Origin of the sequence: Bacillus sp. FJAT-27225 (assembly GCF_001685025.1) — a bacterium.
Classification (GTDB): domain Bacteria; phylum Bacillota; class Bacilli; order Bacillales; family Cytobacillaceae; genus Bacillus_D.
This window is the reverse complement of record NZ_MAYU01000001.1, coordinates 698,817-719,576: the sequence shown is the minus strand read 5'-3', so window position 1 is coordinate 719,576 and position 20,760 is coordinate 698,817. Positions and strand designations below refer to the sequence as shown.

Annotated in this window: 20 protein-coding genes, 1 pseudogene and 1 riboswitch; of the genes and pseudogenes, 19 read left to right on the top strand and 2 right to left on the bottom strand. The window is 42.5% G+C overall.

Translation table 11 applies throughout. The features are described from left to right. Positions 1-155 precede the first annotated feature (155 nt). Entirely contained in the window at positions 156-1,490 is a 1,335-nt protein-coding gene (gene lysA / locus A8F94_RS03695) for a diaminopimelate decarboxylase (protein ID WP_066195769.1), read from the top strand. A 404-nt stretch (positions 1,491-1,894) separates the two neighbouring features. Beyond that, the gene (locus tag A8F94_RS03690) at positions 1,895-2,266 is read left to right on the top strand and encodes a GNAT family N-acetyltransferase (protein ID WP_066197226.1); all 372 of its coding nucleotides are present in this window, start codon (positions 1,895-1,897) and stop codon (positions 2,264-2,266) included. Positions 2,267-2,268: 2 nt separating this feature from the next. On the opposite strand, the gene A8F94_RS03685 is transcribed toward A8F94_RS03690, so the two are convergent. Further along, a complete protein-coding gene (locus tag A8F94_RS03685) occupies positions 2,269-2,817 on the bottom strand; it encodes a DUF309 domain-containing protein (RefSeq protein WP_066195766.1) in 549 nt (182 codons plus the stop codon). Positions 2,818-3,187: 370 nt separating this feature from the next. On the opposite strand from A8F94_RS03685, the gene A8F94_RS03680 reads away from it, so the two are divergent. From A8F94_RS03680 to A8F94_RS03600, 17 genes and pseudogenes are all read left to right on the top strand, one after another. Next, positions 3,188-3,961 (top strand): segregation/condensation protein A, encoded by a 774-nt coding sequence (locus A8F94_RS03680; protein ID WP_066195763.1) that lies wholly within the window; start codon positions 3,188-3,190, stop codon positions 3,959-3,961. Further along, entirely contained in the window at positions 3,948-4,526 is a 579-nt protein-coding gene (gene scpB / locus A8F94_RS03675; protein WP_066195760.1) for an SMC-Scp complex subunit ScpB, read from the top strand. Before A8F94_RS03680 ends, scpB begins: the two co-directional genes overlap by 14 nt. Positions 4,527-4,581: 55 nt before the next feature. Continuing rightward, the gene (locus tag A8F94_RS03670) at positions 4,582-4,998 is read left to right on the top strand and encodes a hypothetical protein (RefSeq protein WP_066195755.1); all 417 of its coding nucleotides are present in this window, start codon (positions 4,582-4,584) and stop codon (positions 4,996-4,998) included. Positions 4,999-5,072: 74 nt separating this feature from the next. Beyond that, positions 5,073-5,562, top strand: a pseudogene (locus A8F94_RS03665) (DUF3907 family protein). A 171-nt stretch (positions 5,563-5,733) separates the two neighbouring features. Beyond that, a complete protein-coding gene (locus A8F94_RS03660) occupies positions 5,734-6,888 on the top strand; it encodes a D-alanyl-D-alanine carboxypeptidase family protein (protein WP_066195752.1) in 1,155 nt (384 codons plus the stop codon). Continuing rightward, positions 6,881-7,468, top strand: coding sequence for a nucleoside recognition domain-containing protein (locus tag A8F94_RS03655; protein ID WP_066195749.1), 588 nt, complete (start codon positions 6,881-6,883; stop codon positions 7,466-7,468). Before A8F94_RS03660 ends, A8F94_RS03655 begins: the two co-directional genes overlap by 8 nt. Before the next feature lie 4 nt (positions 7,469-7,472). Beyond that, complete coding sequence (locus tag A8F94_RS03650) at positions 7,473-8,000, top strand: spore maturation protein (RefSeq protein ID WP_066195746.1); 528 nt, start codon at positions 7,473-7,475, stop codon at positions 7,998-8,000. Positions 8,001-8,709: 709 nt separating this feature from the next. After that, entirely contained in the window at positions 8,710-9,447 is a 738-nt protein-coding gene (rluB, locus tag A8F94_RS03645) for a 23S rRNA pseudouridine(2605) synthase RluB (RefSeq protein WP_066195744.1), read from the top strand. Positions 9,448-9,547: 100 nt separating this feature from the next. Continuing rightward, positions 9,548-10,072, top strand: a complete 525-nt coding sequence (gene resA, locus A8F94_RS03640) for a thiol-disulfide oxidoreductase ResA (RefSeq protein WP_066195741.1) — start codon at positions 9,548-9,550, stop codon at positions 10,070-10,072. A gap of 21 nt (positions 10,073-10,093) precedes the next feature. Next, the gene (resB, locus tag A8F94_RS03635) at positions 10,094-11,749 is read left to right on the top strand and encodes a cytochrome c biogenesis protein ResB (RefSeq protein ID WP_066195738.1); all 1,656 of its coding nucleotides are present in this window, start codon (positions 10,094-10,096) and stop codon (positions 11,747-11,749) included. After that, complete coding sequence (gene ccsB, locus A8F94_RS03630) at positions 11,730-12,896, top strand: c-type cytochrome biogenesis protein CcsB (protein ID WP_066195735.1); 1,167 nt, start codon at positions 11,730-11,732, stop codon at positions 12,894-12,896. The genes resB and ccsB overlap by 20 nt, the downstream gene beginning before the upstream one ends. Before the next feature lie 332 nt (positions 12,897-13,228). After that, on the top strand, positions 13,229-13,945 hold the full coding sequence (locus A8F94_RS03625; RefSeq protein WP_066195733.1) for a response regulator transcription factor: 717 nt from the start codon (positions 13,229-13,231) through the stop codon (positions 13,943-13,945). Next, a complete protein-coding gene (locus A8F94_RS03620) occupies positions 13,942-15,717 on the top strand; it encodes an ATP-binding protein (protein WP_066195729.1) in 1,776 nt (591 codons plus the stop codon). The genes A8F94_RS03625 and A8F94_RS03620 overlap by 4 nt, the downstream gene beginning before the upstream one ends. A 565-nt stretch (positions 15,718-16,282) precedes the next feature. Continuing rightward, positions 16,283-16,834 carry an RNA polymerase sigma factor SigX gene (gene sigX / locus A8F94_RS03615; protein ID WP_066195727.1) on the top strand — a complete coding sequence of 184 codons (552 nt, stop codon included), beginning with the start codon at positions 16,283-16,285 and terminating at the stop codon, positions 16,832-16,834. Further along, positions 16,809-17,975 carry a hypothetical protein gene (locus A8F94_RS03610; RefSeq protein WP_066195721.1) on the top strand — a complete coding sequence of 389 codons (1,167 nt, stop codon included), beginning with the start codon at positions 16,809-16,811 and terminating at the stop codon, positions 17,973-17,975. Before sigX ends, A8F94_RS03610 begins: the two co-directional genes overlap by 26 nt. A gap of 189 nt (positions 17,976-18,164) precedes the next feature. After that, entirely contained in the window at positions 18,165-18,935 is a 771-nt protein-coding gene (locus A8F94_RS03605; RefSeq protein WP_077247537.1) for a peptidoglycan DD-metalloendopeptidase family protein, read from the top strand. A gap of 107 nt (positions 18,936-19,042) precedes the next feature. Next, positions 19,043-19,171, top strand: a riboswitch (FMN riboswitch). Between the two features lie 165 nt (positions 19,172-19,336). Continuing rightward, positions 19,337-19,924, top strand: a complete 588-nt coding sequence (locus A8F94_RS03600) for an ECF transporter S component (RefSeq protein ID WP_066195711.1) — start codon at positions 19,337-19,339, stop codon at positions 19,922-19,924. A gap of 496 nt (positions 19,925-20,420) precedes the next feature. Here the strand turns inward: A8F94_RS03600 and A8F94_RS03595 are convergent, their stop codons facing one another. Then, on the bottom strand, positions 20,421-20,669 hold the full coding sequence (locus tag A8F94_RS03595; RefSeq protein WP_053599082.1) for a ferredoxin: 249 nt from the start codon (positions 20,667-20,669) through the stop codon (positions 20,421-20,423). Between the last annotated feature and the right edge of the window lie 91 nt (positions 20,670-20,760).

Here is a 20,760-nt window from a genome sequence, read left to right as displayed (position 1 = left end):
ATGATGTAGTGGACAGTACCTGTTGCGGGCCTGTCTTTTTCTTTATTCCGCTTTACAATCGGATCAGCTTTCAATGAGTGTGAGGGAGGAAGAACCCCACTGATAAGATTTTTACTTTAGTAAGGCAAAGCCATTAACAGGGGAGATGGGACTTTATGCATTTTTATGGAACAACAGCAGTGAACCAGGCCGGAAACCTGGAAATTGGCGGGGTTGATACCATTGAACTAGCAAATACGTATGGTACACCTCTATATGTGTATGATGTTGCTTTAATCAGGGAGCGTGCAAGAGGCTTTAAAAAGGAATTCGAGGCACAGGGAGTCAAGGCTCAAGTAGCGTATGCCAGCAAAGCATTCTCAACGATAGCGATGATTCAGCTTGCGGAAGAAGAAGGCTTGTCCCTTGATGTTGTGTCAGGCGGCGAACTATTTACGGCAAAGGCGGCAGGTTTTCCAGTCGGCAAAATCCATTTTCATGGGAATAACAAGAGTCGGGAAGAGCTTGAGCTGGCAATTGAAATGGGAATTGGCTGCATTGTTGTAGATAATTTCCATGAGCTTGCCTTACTTAAGGACATTTGCATTGAAAAAAATACAAGAGTCTCCATTTTGTTAAGGGTGACTCCGGGAATTGAGGCCCATACGCATGACTACATCCTTACAGGGCAGGAGGACTCGAAATTTGGCTTTGACCTTCAAAATGGCCAGGCCGAGGAAGCGCTCCTGGAGGCATGCGGATTTAAATACTTTGATGTACTAGGGATTCATTGCCACATTGGTTCACAAATTTTTGAGACTACAGGGTTTCTTCTCGCAGCCAAAAAAATCTTTGAAAAATTGGCGGCATGGAATCAAAGCTTTGGATATGAAACAAAGGTTCTAAACCTTGGAGGAGGATTTGGGATCCGATACACGAAAGAGGACAACCCACTTGCCCCTTCTCATTATGTACGCGAAATTATTGCTGAGGTTAAAGAACAGGCTGCTCTCCATGAAATGAAAATGCCTGAAATTTGGATTGAGCCAGGCCGTTCGCTAGTCGGCGATGCCGGGATAACCCTGTATAAAACAGGTTCCCGGAAAGAGGTTCCGGGTGTCCGCAATTATTTGGCCGTAGACGGCGGAATGAGTGACAATATTCGCCCTGCTCTTTACCAGGCAAAATATGAAGCAGTCCTGGCAGGCAGGCCTCTGGCGGAACCGAAGGAAACCGTTTCGATTGCAGGAAAATGCTGCGAATCGGGAGATATGCTCATTTGGGACCTGCCTCTTCCGGATTCCGGCAAAGAAGAAATTCTTGCTGTTTTTTGTACAGGTGCTTATGGTTATTCTATGGCAAATAACTATAACCGGATTCCAAGGCCCGCTGTTGTGTTTGCTGAAAATGGACAGGCTTCCCTAGTCGTAAAACGGGAAACATACGAGGATATGATTAGCCATGATGTGCCATTAACTAAATCCAACAACAAGGAAGCTGCCAACAAGTAGCAGCTTCCAGGCTTGTTTCATACAAAAAGCCGGTCTATGGATAATTTATTAGAAATAGTGTAGAATGGTTGATATTGGCATCAAACCGCTGGAGGGCACGGATGTAATGGGGGAAAAGTCGAATAAGGTTCTGCTGGCAGTTCTTTTCATTTTATCAATTGTTTGGGGTTTGATATACTGGTTTTTCATTGCGTAGTTAATGGTGGGGAATCCAACTATCAGCTTATTGCTGATAAATTGCAATTGTTTAGGTAAGTTGGTATAGGCGCAACTTGCAAGCTTTTCTACATATACTGATTCTAGATCCGGATTTATTGTCCGGGATGATTTTACCCGCATCAATGGGGATGAAAAACTCCCCGCTGATTGAAGTTTCACTTTATTATCATAATGAGGGATCTTACATGTTAATCCGATACAAAAAACAGTTTGAAAAAATTGCTATGGGTCTATTGTCGTTCATGCCTGGCGAAAAGGATATAAAAAAGCTTCAGCAGACAATGAAACAATATGAATCTGGTGTAGGCTGGCAGTTGTTTCTTTGGAAAGAGGAAGAGGATATAATAGGTCTCATTGGGGTTTTCCATACAAGTGATGAAACCTCTGAAATCCACCATATCTCTGTCAATCCATCACACCGTTTCCAAGGAATAGGGCATAATATGGTAAAAGCTTTAAGTGAGCTTTTTCCTGCCAAAACAATTACCTCAAACCAGGTGACGGCAGCCTTTTTTGAAAAATGTAAAGATGGTTTAAGCGCAGAATGTGAGAATTAATCTCATTCTGCGCTTTTTTGATCCCTGTCTGCAGTTTTAAAATTCCGCCGAAGTAACGCTTGTTGCCTTTCATTTATGATTATTGTACGGTCACGTGTCTTATGCCGATGGATAATTGACTCATTCGGCATATACCCCGATTCAAGGATTTGAAGCCCTTTCTTTTTGCACACTGATACCCATAAATCTCGTAATATCTCATCTTCAATCGGGATGGAAAAACCTTTGTATGTTTTTCCGGTTATGGCTTCTTCAATTAGTGCTTCTATCTGAGTAAAAAGATCTTCTCGATTAATTCCAAAAGAAGAAATAAGGTTTTCGTTCGTTTTGAACAGCAATAATGATTTTCGTAAATTTTTAGCTGCTCCTTGTGTATTTCTCCTCCGAAAGTGGTAGCAGCCAACTGCCAGTTGAATAAAAGCAACCCAAATGGACTTTTTATTGCCTGGGTCTACCTCCTTCCAATACTCCTCCAATAGTTCATGGCACTCAAAAAAGTCATGGTCACCGTGAAAATGTGCCAGATATTCTATATATGGCTCTGGATACATTCAATTCCCCCCGCTTCAATGCATTTCTATGTTCAGTTTAGCATAAGGCAAGCTTTGAGGTTGAAGATGGCTTTATATAAGGATTTGGGAAGAATTTTTTGTTGGATAAGCCGATTTAATCCTCTATACTATATAAGATGGACTAAAGATTTAAATCTTACTTGTTTATTTGTACTTTACTCAGAACCCACCTGGAATTCGCCTGCAGGGGAAGGAAGTAAAGCTTTCGAATCCGGCTATATATTAACAGGGAGGAATTTGGTTTCACAGCCTAATTCTGTAGTTTAAAAATGAAAGTAACCACCTGTTGGAACCTCAGCCTTTTTAGATTAACCAGAAATAGAAATACATAGAATTTGGTGAATAAATCATGCAGTATAATGTGAAAATTGATTCATTTGAAGGGCCACTCGATTTGCTGCTCCATCTCATTAATACCCTTGAAATTGATATTTATGACATTCCGGTCGCGCAAATCACGGAGCAGTACCTTTTGTATATCCATACAATGAAAGAATTGAAACTGGACCTCGCCAGTGAATACCTGGTGATGGCGGCTACACTTCTGGCCATCAAGAGTAAAATGCTTCTGCCCAAACATGAGGAAGAACTGTTCGATGATGCTCTTGAACCGCTCAGTGAGGAAGATCCCAGAAATGAACTTGTCGAGAGGCTGATTGAATACCGAAAGTATAAGGAAGCTGCCGTTGAGTTGAAGGAACTGGAAGAAGAGCGCAGCCTTATTTATACAAAGGCCCCAAGCGACTTGACTGATTTTGCTAGAGAGGCTTTGCAACAAAAGGCTCCAACTCCTTCCGTATCGATTTACGATATGCTTGGCGCCTACCAAAAGCTAATGCGGCGAAAGAAACTTCAAAAACCGGTGGTTACAAAAATTACAAGACAGGATATATCCATTGAAAAACGGATGGATGAGGTTTTGGAAACTCTTAAGGATAAACCATTGGGAATTGACTTTTACGAGTTATTTCCTTCTCCTGAGAAGGGGTATGTAGTGGTTACCTTCCTTGCCATTCTCGAATTAATGAAAAGGGACGAAATCTTTGCGGAGCAATCCGAAAATTTTGGCGACATCAAAATTATTTCTGCAAGGGAAGGAGCGGCAGCAGTTGGATATAATTAAGTATCAAAGTATATTGGAAAGCCTTTTGTTTGCTGCAGGAGACGAAGGGCTTTCTATCAAGCAGATTGCTGCGGTCTTGGAGATTGACGAACAGCAGGCAGCCGACCTAGTCGATGAGATGAAACATAAATTGGAAACAGACGAGGACCGTGGCTTAATTATTGTTTTATTGGCTGGAACAGTCCAGCTGGGTACAAAAAAGGAAAATGCAGATTTTCTAAAGAAACTTGTGGAAACACCTGGTACAACCACACTTTCACAGGCGGCGCTAGAAACACTTGCGATCATTGCGTACAAACAACCGATTACCCGATCTGAAATTGAAGATATCCGAGGTGTTAAAACAGAACGCCCTCTGCATACATTGATGGCAAAGGCCTTAGTAAAGGAAGTAGGAAGAGCTGAAGGATCGGGCCGGGCAATCCTCTATGGAACAACCAAGGAATTTCTTGATTATTTTGGCTTGAAGAGCCTTGAGGAACTTCCTCCGTTGCCCGATAAAGGGGAGGAAGACTTCATTCAAGAGGAAGCGGATTTGTTTTTTGGAAAGTTCAAGGAGCTTTAGGTATTCCAATTTTGTTACAATGGGGAAAAGATGTCCAAATGAGGAGGAAAGCGGGATGTTGATTAAACAAAGCAGGGGATATGAATTAGAAAAGGAAAAATCAAATACCTCGGAAGACTTTTTTAACCGCAGTCAACTGACCTACGTTGAAGGTGGCGAGGAGAGGACTTTACATGTCTTATACCTTCGTTATTTTGATGAAAACTTCACTGAGTTTGTACCGTATAAGGAAGATCCTCTTTTTTCTGCAGGAGGGAAGGATATTTATTTCAAGGATATCGTTGCACTGGTTTGCATGATTAAGAATCCAGGGCTTCGGAACCGAAAGCGCCTTTATCTTCACACTCAAAAAGAATTCTCGGCATTTTTCACGGGGATTGACTTTGACAAGCTTCCAGAAATTTTTGATTCGCTCGGTTCAAAAGGCAGTTATGAAATAAAATCGCCTCTAGAATTTGTGCATGTTTCCTAATCCCTTTTAAAAAAGCTTACTGGATGGGCTTAATCGATTTTTGGTAATCAACTTGTATCGGTGGAGGGACGAAAATGGCGAATACGCCCGTTGAATCGCAGCTTAAGGAAGTCCATGCTTTCCTTAAAGATTCAAATAAACACCTGGAATCTTTCCTTAACGAAACCAGCCTTACTAGCTTGATAGAGGGCGTTGAGGATAACCTGGATTACTTTAGGACCATCCTTTCCCAGATGAGAAGACTGTTGGTTTTTAGTGAAGAAGGCTTGGATACTTGTTCAATCCTCCTCCAGGGTTCACCTTTCCGAAAAGCGGCTGCGGAAAAGACGCTTTACCGAATTTATCACCAATGCATTGATGAATTCTTTTCCCCGAAAAAACGGAGCATGGTATGAGGATAGCCGCAGTGCCTACACGGGCAGAAACTCAATTATTTTTCATAAGCCAGTGCCTGATTCTGTGAAAAACCTCATCCAGGAACTTGAGTCCGAGTTCCAGCGCATTCGCGAAGATCTGGAATACTACGAGACCGATTACCGTACAAAAATGATTCAGTCAAAATAATAATGTAAACAAAGCCGCGGGATATCCTGCGGCTTTTTTCTGTCTAACTGCCTGTCCTCTGTTTTTGGTCATATTGGACAAGACTCCGCATACACTTGTACAAACATTTAAATTCATGGTGCATCAACAGTTGCGCTGTATCCTATTTTCAGGAAGGGAACGGAGTCTGTAATGAAAAAAGTGAAACAATTCTTTTTATGCCTCCTTATTTCCGTGCTGATCACCGGCGGCCTCTTGCCCTCAGGAGCCTCTGCCTCTCTTTCTGTCAGCGCAAGTGCGGCCATCCTGATTGAACAGGAGACCGGCCGGATTTTATTTGAAAAAAATGCTCAAACACCGATGCGGATTGCAAGCATTACGAAAATCATGACCGCCATACTTGCGATTGAATCAGGAAAGATGAATCAATTGGCGACCGTAAGCGAAAAGGCTGTCAGGACTGAAGGTTCCTCCATTTACTTGAAACCGGGTGAAAAAATAAAGCTTGAAGACCTTGTTTATGGGCTAATGCTGCGTTCCGGTAATGATGCAGCAGCGGCTATTGCTGAATTCGTTGGAGGGAGCGAGGAGGGGTTCGCATTCCTTATGAACCAGAAGGCAGAAGAAATAGGGATGGAAAATACGTTTTTTTCAAATCCCCATGGACTCGATAACAAGGAAAAACACTATTCAACCGCATATGACATGGCATTATTGACAAGGTATGCCATGAAAAATAAAGTGTACAGAAAAATCTCGGGCACAAAAGTACATAGGGCGGAAAATCCGGGTGAACGGTGGGACAGGGAATGGAAAAATAAAAATCGGCTTCTTTCAATGTACAAATATAGCACCGGAGGCAAGACTGGTTACACCAAGCGGGCCAAGCGGACACTTGTTTCAACCGCCCAAAAAGGAGAAATGGAACTGATTGCCGTTACTCTTAATGCACCGGATGACTGGGATGACCACGTAAATTTGTTTGAATCGGGGTTTAAGAGCTTTGACCTGGCAGAGGTTATCCCAAAAGGAAAGATTTCTTTGGAAAAACAGCCATACAAAAACGGCTATATTTTCACAGCAAAAAGAGTGATTTATCCTGTCACGGAAGAAGAGATGGACAAGTTTGAAGTGAAATATAAACTGTTGAAACCAGAATCAGGGAAATTTCGTGATACACAGAGAGGAAAAGTAACTGTTGCCGGGAAGGCAGAGGTTTATTTAGATGGGTCGCTAATAAGAACCGTCCCTGTTTACTTCAAGGAGTCAAAGGATCGGAAAACTGGTTATTTGGATAGTTTCAAGAAGTTTTTTAGTTTAGCAGTAGGGATCGACAAAAATGGTTAATTATGTTTGGGTTTTAATAACTGTGGTTGGAATTGTTTTTGCGCTTTTCAATGGGACGATTCAGGAAGTGAACCAGGCTGTTTTTCAGGGAGCAAAGGATGCGGTCACGTTATGTATCGGATTGATCAGCATATTGGTTTTTTGGCTGGGGATGATGCGGATCGCCGAGGAAGCGGGTTTACTGAAAGCGATGGCTAAACTGTTTAAACCGATTGTCAAACCTTTATTCCCTGAAGTGCCGGCAAACCATCCTGCGATGGGGTATATCTTATCCAATATAATTGCGAATATGTTTGGGCTTGGGAATGCGGCAACCCCTCTTGGTCTGAAGGCAATGGAGCAGCTTCAGGATTTGAACGTTCAAAAGGATCATGCAAGCCGTTCAATGATTACTTTTTTGGCAATTAATACAGCATCCATTACAATTTTACCTACGACAGTCATTGCGATTCGAATGAATTATCATTCTGCAAACCCGGCGGAAATCGTCATCCCGACACTCATTACAACGGTCCTTTCAGCACTAGGCGCAATTTTGATAGACAGGTATTATTATTGGCGGCGGAGCCGAAGAAGGTGATAGCTTGCAAACTCTGGCAGCGGTTTCTCTCTGGTTTATTCCATTAATTATTGCTTTTATCTTGGTTATAGGAACAATCAAGAAGGTGCCAACCTATGAAAGCTTTGTAGAAGGCGGAAAGGAAGGCATCAAAATAGCAATATCGATTATTCCGTTCCTTGTTGGGATGCTTGTATCTGTTTCGATTTTTAGAGCGTCAGGCGCAATGGATGTAGTAACAGGATGGGTACGACCTTTACTATATGGGGCTGGCATCCCACCGGAAATTGTACCGCTAGCCTTAATCCGGCCGATTTCGGGAACAGCGGCCCTCGGAATGACGACCGACCTGATTGCGACGTATGGGCCAGACTCTTTTGCAGGCAGGCTCGCCTCGATTTTACAAGGAAGCACGGATACCACGTTTTATGTGTTAACTGTATATTTCGGATCGGTAGGAATCAGGAAAATGGGAGACGCTTTAAAGGTTGGTTTATTGGCAGACGTTGTAGGGATTGCGGCAGCTATTTTAGTAGCAATTCTCATTTTTTAGCCTGGGCAGCTTGTCCAGGCTTTTTTGTATTTTTCTGCTATAAATAGTATTCGTTTTTATGAATAATGAAACGTCCTTTTCATGAAACTTTTCCTATAAATGAAAATAATTATGACTATATTTGTTGAACTTGAAAAAATTCTTTTGCAGTCCTGTTGATTGTAGAGGAAGGCGCGAGCTCGTTCGAAAATGCAAAAAACGCATTTTCTCCTGCGGTGCTTTTTCTGGGAAGATTATGCAACGTCCTGCGGGAGCAGCGTGACAGGTGAGACCCCACAGACGCCCAGGAGCGGCGAGGAGAAAGAAAAGTGAGGCGACTGCCCAGCTCCGACAAGCGCTGGAGGGCCTGAAGCAGAAGTCGTCCATTGACTTCGGCTGAAGGACCGAAGCGACCTCGAGGAGCTAGGAGCCGCAGCTAGACAGGCTCACCGCACGCCCCTAAGGTCCGCGAAGCGCCTCGCGACAGGCAAAAAGCGCCTGTCTCTGCGATGTTAATTCTCAGAAGCTTCACTTTGTGGAACGGAAATCAACAGACCTATTGAGAAAATATTAAATTCAATCTATACAGTAATTTTTCACAATACCCATTCTTCTGCATCAATAATCTGATTCGCGGTTTTTCAAGCTTTGAATTCGTACAAAATTGTGTCATAATTCATTAGAATACAATTGCACGATAATAATGCTAGAAATAACAGAGGTGGCATAGATGGAACGTTTGCAAAAAGTAATTGCCAGGGCTGGAGTTGCTTCAAGAAGAAAAGCCGAAGATTTAATTAAAGAAGGTAAAGTCAAAGTCAATGGCAAGGTTGTTTCAGAGCTTGGTGTGAAGGTCTCCCCTTCGGATAAGGTTGAGGTAAATGAAATCCAGATACAAAGAGAGGAGCCGGTTTACTTCCTTTTTTATAAGCCGCGCGGGGTCATTTCTACTGTAAAGGATGATAAAGGGCGAAAGGCAGTAACTGATTTCTTTCCGGACTTGGAGGAGAGGATTTATCCAGTCGGAAGGCTGGATTATGATACATCCGGGCTGCTTTTACTTACGAATGATGGGGATTTTGCTAACCTGCTCATGCATCCGCGCAATGAAATTGAAAAGGTGTATGTAGCAAAAATAGAAGGCATTCCTCTTAGAGAAAAGATTAAAAAATTGGAAAAGGGAATTAAGCTGGAGGATGGAATGACAGCACCCGCCAGGGTGAAAATGCTGTCGCATGATAAAAAGAAAAATACATCCATACTTGAACTCTCAATTCATGAAGGACGTAACAGGCAGGTAAGACGAATGTTCGAGGCGATCGGTCATAAGGTTACCAAATTAAAGCGGGAAAGGTATGGATTTTTGACTTTGGCTGGCTTAAAGGCGGGGGAAGCAAGAGAGCTGACACCACATGAAGTGAAACAGATGAGAGCGCTTGCCATGCAGACAGAGAGGAAAAATTCATAATACTGTCACAATTGATAAAGCGTTAACACTGTTCGTGTAGTGAAAAATGATATAATTTAGACAAATTTATCAAACATGTTCGAATTTTGGAGGAAGAGAAATGAAGAAAAGGCGGTTGGCAATCAGGTCGGTGATTTTGGTGCTATTGGCTGGGGCCGTTGTGTATACGCTTTATGCAAACTTCACCAAGGAAGAACGCGCCATGGTTACACCAGGGGATACGGCGCCAGATTTTGTTCTAACTGACCTTGAAGGTAATAAGCATAAGCTGTCAGATTACAAAGGCCAGGGGGTATTCCTGAATTTTTGGGGAACATGGTGTAAGCCATGTGAAAAAGAAATGCCTTATATTAACAATCAATATGCCCAGTTCAAAGATCAAGGGGTTCAGGTGCTGGCCGTAAATATCGGCGAATCCAATTTGGCAGTCGGCAACTTTGCTGAAAAATATAGCCTCGATTTTCCGGTCATTCTCGACAAGAGCAGGCAAGTTATGAATGCCTATGGGGTTAATCCCCTTCCAGCAACGTTCCTGATTGATAAGGATGGCAAAGTTGTCCGCTACCATACGGGCCAGCTGACGGAAGCGACTGTCAAGCAATATATGGAAAGCATTAAGCCTTGAGCTGTATAGGGAGATTTTATAATGAATCAAATAAAGTGTGATTGTGGACATGTCAATCCTCACGGTACAGTCCTATGTGAGGCATGCGGGAAGGCTCTTTCCCAAAATGCCAAACAGGAAAAGCTGCATGATATGCGGTATGAGGGCAGTTCCCGCCGGTCGCAAACGTATAACAAAACGTTCGTCGACAAAATTTGGAACTTCTTCTCATCGGTTAAAGTCGGCGTATGGCTCATCATTATCACCTTGGTGGCATCCGCGGTTGGAACGATTTTTCCACAGGAAATGTATATCCCAAATGTAGTCACACCCGAACAATATTATGAGGATCAGTATGGCTGGATGGGGAAACTGTACTATTTGCTCGGTTTCCATAATTTATACAGTTCCTGGTGGTATTTAATATTAATTGCAATGATCGGGATTTCCCTTGTTATATGCAGCCTTGACAGGGTTGTTCCGCTGCACCGTGCCTTGAAGGCGCAGCGGGTGATCAGGAATGACGGTTTTTTGAAAAAGCAAAGAGTTTTCGGGATAACAGAAGGCGCAGCCACTAATGACGAAATTGCAAAGGTAAAGGCAAAGCTTATTGAGCGCCGCTACAATGTCCGGGAAGATAACGGCAACCTGCTTGCGGAAAAAGGCAGATTTTCCAGATGGGGTCCTTATGTAAACCATGTTGGGTTAATTATTTTCCTAATAGGCGGTATGCTTAGATTCGTACCTGGCATGTATGTCGATAAAGTGCTTTGGATTCGTGAAGGTGAAACGACGGAAATCCCTGGAACTGAAAGTGAATATTTTTTGACTAATAATCAATTTATCCTTGAAGTGTATGACAAGGAGACTGAGGACGAAGTATTTAGTGAGGCTCTGGAACGCGCTGGTACTGTGGCGAAGACATTTCAATCCAATGTCGTGTTATATAAAAAGTCAGCCGATTCACTTCCAGGGGAAGAACCTAAACTTGAGAAACTAAAAGAATCCGAGATTCGAGTCAATGAACCTTTGAAATTCGATGACTATGCGCTTTATCAAGTTGACTATAAACTAAATGAGTTGAGTTCAATGACGTTTTCGCTAACAGATAAAGCCTCTGGAGAGCAATTTGGGGACATTAAGGTTGATCTGGATGAGCCTGCAAAAACTTATGAACTTAGAGACGGATATTCTGTTAAACTTCTTGGATACTACCCTGATTTTGAATTTGGTGACGATGGTGAACCAATAACAAAATCACGTGTACCGAATAATCCTGCATTTGTATTTGACATGATTACACCAGATAAGCCTGAAGGCGAGGTCAGCTTTGTTGCAATCCAGCAGACGATTGAACCTGAAGGAAATAACAAATATAAAATGGAATTCAAAAATGTAGAGACTAGGAATGTTTCCGCACTTACAGTCCGAAAAGACCATACACTTTGGGTACTGGCTCTCGGTGGGCTAATTTTTATGATCGGGGTCATTCAAGGTTCCTACTGGAATCACCGCAGGATCTGGGTCCAAAAGAGAAGTAACGATATTTGGATTGCGGCACATACCAATAAAAACTGGCATGGTTTAAAGCGGGATATTGGACAAATTCTCGAAAATACTAAACTAGGAATACCTGAAGATCAGCTTCAGGATGAAAAGCCAGAAGGAGGGGCGAATAGTGGCGGAGCTAAGCAGTAATCTGTTATTTGTAGCATTTATCTTATATTTAATAGCCACCTTCCTGTTTGGAGGGGCAATTAAAACCGGCAAGACGAGCAATTGGGGAAAGGCTGCCATTACGGCTGCCATTGCGGGCTTTATCTCCCAGATGGGATATTTTATAACAAGATGGATTGCTGCGGGGCACGCACCGGTCAGCAATTTATTCGAATTTACAACATTTTTCGGAATGGCTCTTGTCGGCGCTTTCATTTTCATATATTTTATTTATAAATCGGCTTTGCTTGGATTATTCACAATGCCGGTTGCACTTCTTGTCATAGCATATGCGAGTATGTTCCCGCGTGAAATCAGCCCGCTGATTCCGGCACTGAAAAGCTATTGGCTGCAAATCCACGTTATTACCGCAGCGCTTGGTGAAGCAATCCTGGCAATCAGTTTTGCGGCTGGATTGATTTATTTAATAAAGGTTATTGACCAGTCAAAATCTACTAAAAAAACGTTTTGGCTAGAGTCGATTTTGTTCACAATGGTTTGTGTACTTGGTTTTATCGTGGCAGCGGTTGGTTTTTCCAGTGCCGGTTATAAAGCTGAGTTTAATTGGATTGACAAATCTGGGAACCCCACTCAGGTTGAGTTCCATATGCCGGCGCTTGTGGGGCCGCATCAAGGAGAACTCCTGACAGACGGGAAGTTCGAGCCGCTAGTAGAAATGCCGGCGATTATCAATTCGAAAAAGTTGAATACTGTAATATGGTCTTTAATCGGTGGCGCCGTCCTTTATGGACTCATAAGGCTTATTTTAAGAAAGAGGATTTCGGCGGCTCTTAAGCCGTTAGTGAAAAATGTTAATCTCGATCTTGTGGATGAAATTAGCTACAGATCTGTTTTAATTGGATTCCCGGTATTTACCCTTGGAGCGTTAATTTTTGCAATGATTTGGGCTCAAATAGCCTGGACACGTTTCTGGGGTTGGGACCCGAAAGAGGTTTGGGCCCTGATTACATGGCTGTTTTATGCAGCGTTCCTTCATCTCAGGCTCTCGAAAGGCTGGCATGGTGAAAAATCAGCATGGCTCGCCGTTATCGGGTTTGCCATCATCATGTTCAACCTGATTGCAGTCAACCTAGTAATTGCAGGTCTCCACTCCTACGCCGGGTCATAGAAAGGCGGAAACTCCCGTTTAGCGCCGTATGGCCTGGAGGGCCTCGACATGAGATAAAGGAAACACGATGAACGCAGTGAATCGATGTTGACTTATCGTAGTGAGGGGACCGAAGGACACTAGGCGTTGGGAGCTGCAGCTGGACAGAGAAAGGCGGAAACTCCCGTTTAGCGCCGTATGGCCTTGACATGTAGGAAGTAAACGCAATTCGAATGGTCTTGTTTCACAGTAAAAGCCCCGCATGCAAATGCTGTGCAGCGGCTTGTAATAACTGATTAAATTTGGCAATTTATCTTTCATTTTGTAAACTAATTGCATGGGGGGAATTAACTATGGAAAAAGACGTAAAAATTCTTGTTGTTGACGATGAGGAGCGTATTCGCAGACTTTTAAAAATGTATCTCGAGCGTGAAGACTTTTTTATCGAAGAGGCAGAGGACGGCAATGAAGCATTGACCAAAGCGCTTGCCACTGATTATGATGTCATTCTGCTTGATTTAATGATGCCAGGAAAGGATGGCATAGAAGTTTGCCGTGAATTAAGGGAAAAAAAGGCCACTCCTGTCATTATGCTTACAGCCAAAGGTGAAGAAGTAAACCGCGTACAGGGTTTTGAAGTAGGAACAGACGATTATATCGTAAAACCTTTTAGCCCAAGGGAAGTAGTCCTGCGCGTTAAAGCATTACTTCGCAGATCCTCACAAACGAGCTACCTGCAAACTGATACAACGACCAAGGATGTTATTGTGTTCCCTCATTTGACAATTGATAACGATGCCCACCGTGTCACTGCAGATGGAAAGGAAGTAAGCCTTACTCCAAAGGAATATGAATTGCTTTACTTTTTAGCGAAATCTCCTGACAAAGTTTTTGACAGGGAACAGCTTCTCAAAGAAGTATGGCATTATGAATTCTTTGGGGACCTCCGTACGGTTGATACTCATGTAAAGCGCCTAAGGGAGAAGCTGAATAAGGTTTCCGAGCAGGCTGCGCGAATGATTGTGACTGTATGGGGAGTCGGGTATAAGTTTGAGGTTGTGAATGAATGATCTTTCTACGAAGTGTCGTAGGTAAACTTTGGTTTACCATTCTTTTGCTTGTTTCTTTTGTGCTGTTCATTCTCACCGTTATGCTGCTTGAGTTTTTTGAAAATGACAGCATTATTAAAACAAGAGAGGCTTTAACGCATACAGCTGAGAAAATTGCAAATGTCCTAAAAAAGCATGAGAATGATGAAACTTCGCTAGGATTGGAGATTTCATGGGAAATTCTAGATAATGTAACAAGGGCAGTCATTATCAAAAATCCCAACGAAGTCTATTATTCACCTAATACTGATGATAAGGGCAAGCTTAGCATTACGGATATTTACAATGATCCCGTATTATCCAAGGTACTCAACGAGGGTGTGGCAGTAAACAAAGTGTCCACCCTTTCTTCGAATCCAGGCAAAGAGGGCCCTAATTATTCCATTATTGGAGTGCCTCTTGAAGGATCTGATGAAAATGGTGCGGTTTTCATATATCAGTCCATCTCTGTTGTACAAGATACAACGAGGGATACGACTAAATTTATTTTATTGGTGGCGGGGGTAGCAATTGTCCTCACCACAATATTTGCGTTTTTTCTTTCAACAAGAATTACCTCTCCCCTCAGGAAAATGAGGGAAGCTGCCTTCGAGGTTGCCAGAGGCAAGTTTGACACCAAGGTGCCAATCCTCACCAACGATGAAATTGGCGAGCTGGCCACCGCCTTTAACCAAATGGGAAGACAGCTTAAATTCAATATGAATGCACTTAACCAGGAGAAGGAGCAACTGGCTAGTATCCTTAGCTCAATGGCGGATGGAGTCATTACTTTTAATAGAGATGGGACAATACTCATTACCAATCCTCCAGCAGACAGATTCCTTCAGTATTGCTATTATGATAAAGACAGTGCTGAGAGTGGTTCTGAAGAAGTACCAGCTAAAGTTATGGAACTTTTCCAGCAAGCAGTTGATACTGAAAGAGAGCAGATGGGGGAAATTACTTTACTTGGCAGGAGCTGGGTCATCCTTGTGAGTCCGTTATACAGTTCTAAATTCATTCGCGGTGCAGTTGCAGTTATTCGCGACATGACAGAGGAACGGAAGCTGGATAAAATGAGGAAGGATTTTATTGCGAATGTCTCCCACGAGCTTCGGACCCCAATCTCCATGCTTCAGGGATACAGTGAGGCCATTGTTGATGATATAGCAGGATCGGATGAAGAGAAAAAGGAAATGGCTAAGGTCATTTATGATGAATCACTTCGAATGGGTCGGCTTGTCAATGAGCTGCTCGATATAGCAAGGATGGAATCAGGCAATATGCAATTGAATACCGGAGAGATTCCGGTAGGACCATATATTGGCCGCATCCTCCGGAAATTCCAGGGCTTAGCGAAAGATCATGACATTTCCTTGACTGCTGAAGTAGACAATCCCGATTATTATTGTACATTTGACGGTGACAGGATTGAACAAGTATTCACGAATCTGATTGATAATGCAATTAGGCATACTCCAAAGGACGGAACCGTTAAGGTAACTGTCAGGGTCGATGATAGGGGTATGGAAGTGGAAGTTGCGGATACCGGATCCGGAATACCTGAAGAAGATTTGCAGTTCGTTTTCGAACGTTTTTACAAAGCGGACAAGTCACGCACGAGAGGAAGGGCAGGGACAGGCTTGGGCCTGGCGATTGCCAAGAATATAATAGAAGCCCACAAGGGTTATATATCAGTAAAAAGCAAGCTTGGACACGGGACGACATTTTCCTTCTTTATTCCCCGAAAATAGATGGAATACTTGGAAACATGACGCAAAATCTTGATACACGGGAAACATTTAAACCTGCGCAACGAAGCGCAGGTTTTTTGTTGTTATATTTAATGCGTCTGTTAAGGAATTCATAAAAGGAGGCTTTTTTAGCAATTTTGTTGCCGCAAAGAACGCCTCGTGACAGGCAAAAAGCGCCTCGTGACAGGCCAAAAGCGCCTGTCTCTGCGATGATTATCCATTGGAGCTTTCCTATGTGTCTCTGCGATAATTCTCCATGGGAGCTTTCCTTTGTGTCCCTGCGATGATAATCAAAGCAGCTTCCCTTTATGGAGCGATCTTTTAGAAAACAGCCTAAAAGAAAGCAAGCTCTTCTTTATACAAAGGAATTTTCACTCAATATTTTTATGGCAAGGCAGTAACAATTATTGATAATTTAGATGGACAATGCTGTTATGGAATCGCAAAATGAATGACATAAATTTGTAATATTTTCCTTCCTTTTTGTAACAAAACAGACTATATTTAAAAGTGTAACTTTATTGGTTCGTTTACGTCTAAAATTACGAACGGGGAGGAATAGAGAATGGACTCCGTTTTTACTGACCTATATAACAAATATCACCAGGAGGTTTTCCAGTTCTTATTTTATATGGTCCGGTCAAAAGAACAGGCGGAAGATCTGGTACAGGAAGTATACATCAGAGTTTTAAGATCCTACTCACGTTTTGAGGGGAAAAGCAGTGAGAAAACATGGCTCTTTTCAATTGCCCGGAATGTTGCGATTGACCATTTTCGAAAACAAAAGGGCTGGAAGCAAAAGCTTTTGGAAAAATTTGATTGGTCTACGGCCCAAGTAAGGGACCATCAGCCTCTTCCGGAAGAAATAGCTCTCCAAAGGGAAGAGATTAAAGGTATGTTTAAAAGTCTTGATTTGTGCACTCACGACCAACGCGCTGTCATCATCATGAGGTATCTCAATGATTTATCGATAGCGGAGACAGCAAAAGTTTTGGGCTGGACCGAAAGTAAGGTCAAAACCACTCAGCACAGGGCGATAAAAGTGCTGAAAGCCCAAATGGAATCGCTTTTTGAAACGGAGGGATTTGTGGATGAACAAGCGAGGGTGGAGCGATAAAGAGGTTGAACAATTCATCAGAGTCATGCCTAAAGTGACCGATGATCGCGACCCGCGGGAGATCTATCAGAATATCTCAATGAAAGTAACGAAGAAACGCCGAATTACCTGGATTATGCCAGGGTTTGCTGCAGCCGCAGCCGCATGCCTGTTGTTTTTGCTCTTCTCGAACGGTTCCTTTAATTTTACAGGAGACAGGCAGAATGCTTCAACAGGGAACGGAGATCCAAATGTAGCATTGGTCGATACCGATAACAACAAGAAAACAGGAAATGACGAAAATAAGGCATTGACTATGGAAGCCATAGATTCTAAACTCTCTGGGACAGCGTTATATCAACAGGATGTACAGGAAAATGAAAAGGCCGTTACGTTGTTTGTGCCTGACAGCCAAGCTCAATTTCCTGTCCCTATAACAGTAAAGGTAACTCAGGCAGAAGGCAACTGGGTAGATTCTTTAAAGACCGCGATGGCGTCCCTAAAGGAAGAAGATTTGAGCTTGAGCGACTATTATCCGCTTGATGTTAAACTTGAAGAAGGGAATACCTTTGCCGTCAATGTATCTGAAAATCACCCATATTCGATATCTGGCGGAAGTGAAAGAATGTTTTTAAAAGTAGTGAATGATACTGTAGAGGCGAATGATGAAACTATCAATACAATTATTTACACCACTAATGGAGAACCGGGGATAACTTTAAAACATATAAATACTTTTGTATCTGAAGAAAAAGTTTTAGAAAAAAAGAACCGTGCATATTTGTTTTCAAAACAGGAAGGCAAGGATATTCCTTTCATGGTGCCTTCCGAAAAGCCATTCGATAATTTTGAGCAAGCTATAGCAGCAATGAAAAAAGAGGGCTTTCAGATTGGATTGCAGCCGTCACTCCCTCAAAACTTTACTATACAGAATGTCTCTGTAAAGGAAAATGTCCTTCATTTTTCTCTTGGAAAAGGGACGGACCTGAAGGATAATGCAGCCACACTGCAATCTTTTGAAGCGCTTTTACTGACTGCGAAAGATTTTGACTATTCCGCGGTTAAAGTGGAAAATCCACCAATCAATAAACTGGGGCCTTTCGATTTAACAGACAAAGTGAATGTCCCGATAGGCGCCAATAAGCTGAATATTGAACAATAAAGCTGAAACCAGGCCCGCCATTTAGGCGGGTTTTTCTCTTTGTTAGGGAAATACTTCTAACTTTTTCCCTAGTAGATGAATAACTGCAGCAAAGAGTCCAAATTATAACAAATGTGCCAATTCCCGTTCTAAACCCTGGCCAAACAGCATATGGTGGGTAGTGCGTGTAAAAAGGAGGAGGATATATTCGTGAAAGATTACATAGTCAGATTTTTAATTGCCGGTATTATGGCGGTTTGCGTATCATTGCTGATCATTGGAGGAAGCCAGGCTAGAGCTAGCGAGATGAATGATAATTCTGAATGGGTCCTGCCTACTGACGGGATTATTACTGATGTTTTTGGGACAAGAGGCGGCACCCATAAAGGGATAGATATAGCAGGGGAATTAGGAGTTCCTGTAATAGCTGTGAATGACGGAACAGTAACAAAATCATATTTATCTGTATCCTATGGAAATGTTATCCTAGTCAAGCATCAAAACGGATTTGAATCCGTTTATGCGCATTTAGACAAGCGGTTAGTGAATGAAGGGGCACCTGTAAAAAAGGGGCAAAAAATTGGGACAATGGGGAATACAGGGTATTCAACAGGTGTACATTTGCATTTTGAGCTCCATAAGAATGAATGGACTTTTAAAAAGGAAAATGCAATGAATCCTGAATCCATGTTAGGGAAAATTGAAATAGGTGAATACATGGCGGCAGTTCCAATAACGAATCACCATAAAGAAAGCATCGAGGCAGGAGCAAACCTGAATAGGTCAGATCAAGCTTTCCATGTAGTTGCTGCGGGTGAAACGCTTTGGAAAATAGCACACATGCATAATTTAAGCGTTAAACAGTTGATGAAACTCAATAAGTTGAATGAGACTGTTATCCATCCTGGCGATGAGCTGGTCATTAAGAATGATATCGAGCAAGCAGCAAAGGAACTTGCTATATCGGCAGCGAGCAAGTAACAGCGGAATGGCTAATTTCCGTTCATAAAAATAAAACTTTTCTACCGAAGCTCTTTCTCTTTTCAAGCTGCCGTTTTTTCAGTATAATAAACTCGTAATTAAATATTGTCTATCTTCGGGGCTGGGTGAAATTCCCGACCGGCGGTGATGAGCTTTTGCTCTAGCCCGCGAGCCGCAAGGCAGGATTTGGTGCGATTCCAAAGCCGACAGTATAGTCTGGATGGGAGAAGATGGAGGTTCAGCAGACGTTCGAAAATTTTTGACGAGTAGAACGTTTATTAAGCTTGCCTTTGCAAATTTCTCCCTCGAGTATTATTACTTGGGGGATTTTTATTTATAGGGCCTGCTTGTTGCGGAATCTTTCTTCTTTAGTGGATGGACTCAAAGGAGAGAGGAAGAAAATGAAGAAAATGAATGTCAAAACAATGGTGGTCATCGGGATGCTTAGCAGCTTATCCTATGTACTTATGCTGCTGAATTTCCCACTTCCGGTATTTCCGGCTTACCTAATGATTGATTTTAGTGACATCCCTGCACTAGTAGCAGCGTTGGCGTTTGGTCCGCTGGCTGGAGTGCTGGTGGAATTAATCAAGAACATACTGGACTGGTTTATGACTGGCAGCCAAACTGGTGTACCTGTAGGTCATATCGCTAACTTTGCTGCTGGTATTTTGTTCATTTTGCCAACCTATTATGTTTATAATAAAATTAAAACCAGGAGAGGTTTGTCCTTGGCACTTATTGCTGGCACCGTTACAATGGCGGTCCTGATGAGTGTTCTTAATTACTTCTTATTCCTTCCAGCTTACACCTGGTTTTTGAATGCTCCTGCAATGGCAGATTCCGAAGCGCTAAAAAGTGTTGTACTGTTCATTCTGCCATTTAATATATTAAAAGGGATTATTGTTTCTGTTCTGTTCATGCCACTTTATGTCAAAATGAGCTATTGGATTAACCGCCAGAGAACGTCTGTACAACTAAATGGATAATAGTCGAAAAAGCAGCGGGATTCCCCGTTGCTTTTTTTTCAAAAATTAATAAGAGGATAGCCTCCTCTTGGATAGAGATTCATGAAGATGGGGGGCAATCGATAAAAGGTATCACATTCGAGACCGGAAGAGACGGTTTTGGGAGAAGGGATTAAAGTGAATTTCTTGTGCACAGCAGTTCAAAGGCAAGTTCCCTAATGGTCACAGTGTTTTGTCCTTGAGAGAGCAGTTCAAAGACAGTTCACATATCTGTCACAGCGTTTTGTCTTTGAGAGAGCAGTTCAAGGACAAATTCACATATCTGTCACATAGTTTTGTGTATGAGAGGCAGTTCAAAGACAAGTTCATATATCTGTCACAGTGTTTTGTCCATTGATTTGAAGCGGACCGGGCGATACTCTTGGGAAATATCGCGGTTCTTCTTCCTCCATGGCTACAGAAAAGAGGCTGTCCCAAAAGGTTTCTTTTGGGACAGCCTCTTTATGTACACCCTTTATTACTCGAACTTGGTAGGATTGCCGTCAAAAGGCTCATCGGCCACTTTGATTGAGTCAGTTGGGCAGCCTTCAAAAGCGTCCATCATGTCATCAATCAAAACATCTGGAATTTCAACGATCCCTTCGTTGTCATCCAGTGTCACATAGGCGATGCCTTCATCATCATAATCATAGATGTCCGGTGCAGCAGCTCCGCATGCACCACAGGCAATACAAGTTTCTTTGTCTACAATCGTATACTTGGCCATGAAAAAACCCTCCCGTTGGTATGAACAATTATTTCCCCGCAAAACGATGGAAACGCATTCCACATCTCTATTGTAAAAAAGAAATCCCAAC

Coding starts and splice junctions, on each gene's coding strand:
- A8F94_RS03625 (WP_066195733.1), top strand. CDS start 13,229: ATGGAAAAAGACGTAAAAATTCTTGTTGTTGACGATGAGGAGCGTATT.
- A8F94_RS03655 (WP_066195749.1), top strand. CDS start 6,881: ATGGTTAATTATGTTTGGGTTTTAATAACTGTGGTTGGAATTGTTTTT.
- A8F94_RS03595 (WP_053599082.1), bottom strand. CDS start 20,669: ATGGCCAAGTATACGATTGTAGACAAAGAAACTTGTATTGCCTGTGGT.
- A8F94_RS03610 (WP_066195721.1), top strand. CDS start 16,809: ATGAACAAGCGAGGGTGGAGCGATAAAGAGGTTGAACAATTCATCAGA.
- lysA (WP_066195769.1), top strand. CDS start 156: ATGCATTTTTATGGAACAACAGCAGTGAACCAGGCCGGAAACCTGGAA.
- resB (WP_066195738.1), top strand. CDS start 10,094: ATGAATCAAATAAAGTGTGATTGTGGACATGTCAATCCTCACGGTACA.
- A8F94_RS03600 (WP_066195711.1), top strand. CDS start 19,337: ATGAAGAAAATGAATGTCAAAACAATGGTGGTCATCGGGATGCTTAGC.
- resA (WP_066195741.1), top strand. CDS start 9,548: ATGAAGAAAAGGCGGTTGGCAATCAGGTCGGTGATTTTGGTGCTATTG.
- A8F94_RS03660 (WP_066195752.1), top strand. CDS start 5,734: ATGAAAAAAGTGAAACAATTCTTTTTATGCCTCCTTATTTCCGTGCTG.
- A8F94_RS03690 (WP_066197226.1), top strand. CDS start 1,895: ATGTTAATCCGATACAAAAAACAGTTTGAAAAAATTGCTATGGGTCTA.
- rluB (WP_066195744.1), top strand. CDS start 8,710: ATGGAACGTTTGCAAAAAGTAATTGCCAGGGCTGGAGTTGCTTCAAGA.
- A8F94_RS03620 (WP_066195729.1), top strand. CDS start 13,942: ATGATCTTTCTACGAAGTGTCGTAGGTAAACTTTGGTTTACCATTCTT.
- A8F94_RS03680 (WP_066195763.1), top strand. CDS start 3,188: ATGCAGTATAATGTGAAAATTGATTCATTTGAAGGGCCACTCGATTTG.
- A8F94_RS03670 (WP_066195755.1), top strand. CDS start 4,582: ATGTTGATTAAACAAAGCAGGGGATATGAATTAGAAAAGGAAAAATCA.
- sigX (WP_066195727.1), top strand. CDS start 16,283: ATGGACTCCGTTTTTACTGACCTATATAACAAATATCACCAGGAGGTT.
- A8F94_RS03685 (WP_066195766.1), bottom strand. CDS start 2,817: ATGTATCCAGAGCCATATATAGAATATCTGGCACATTTTCACGGTGAC.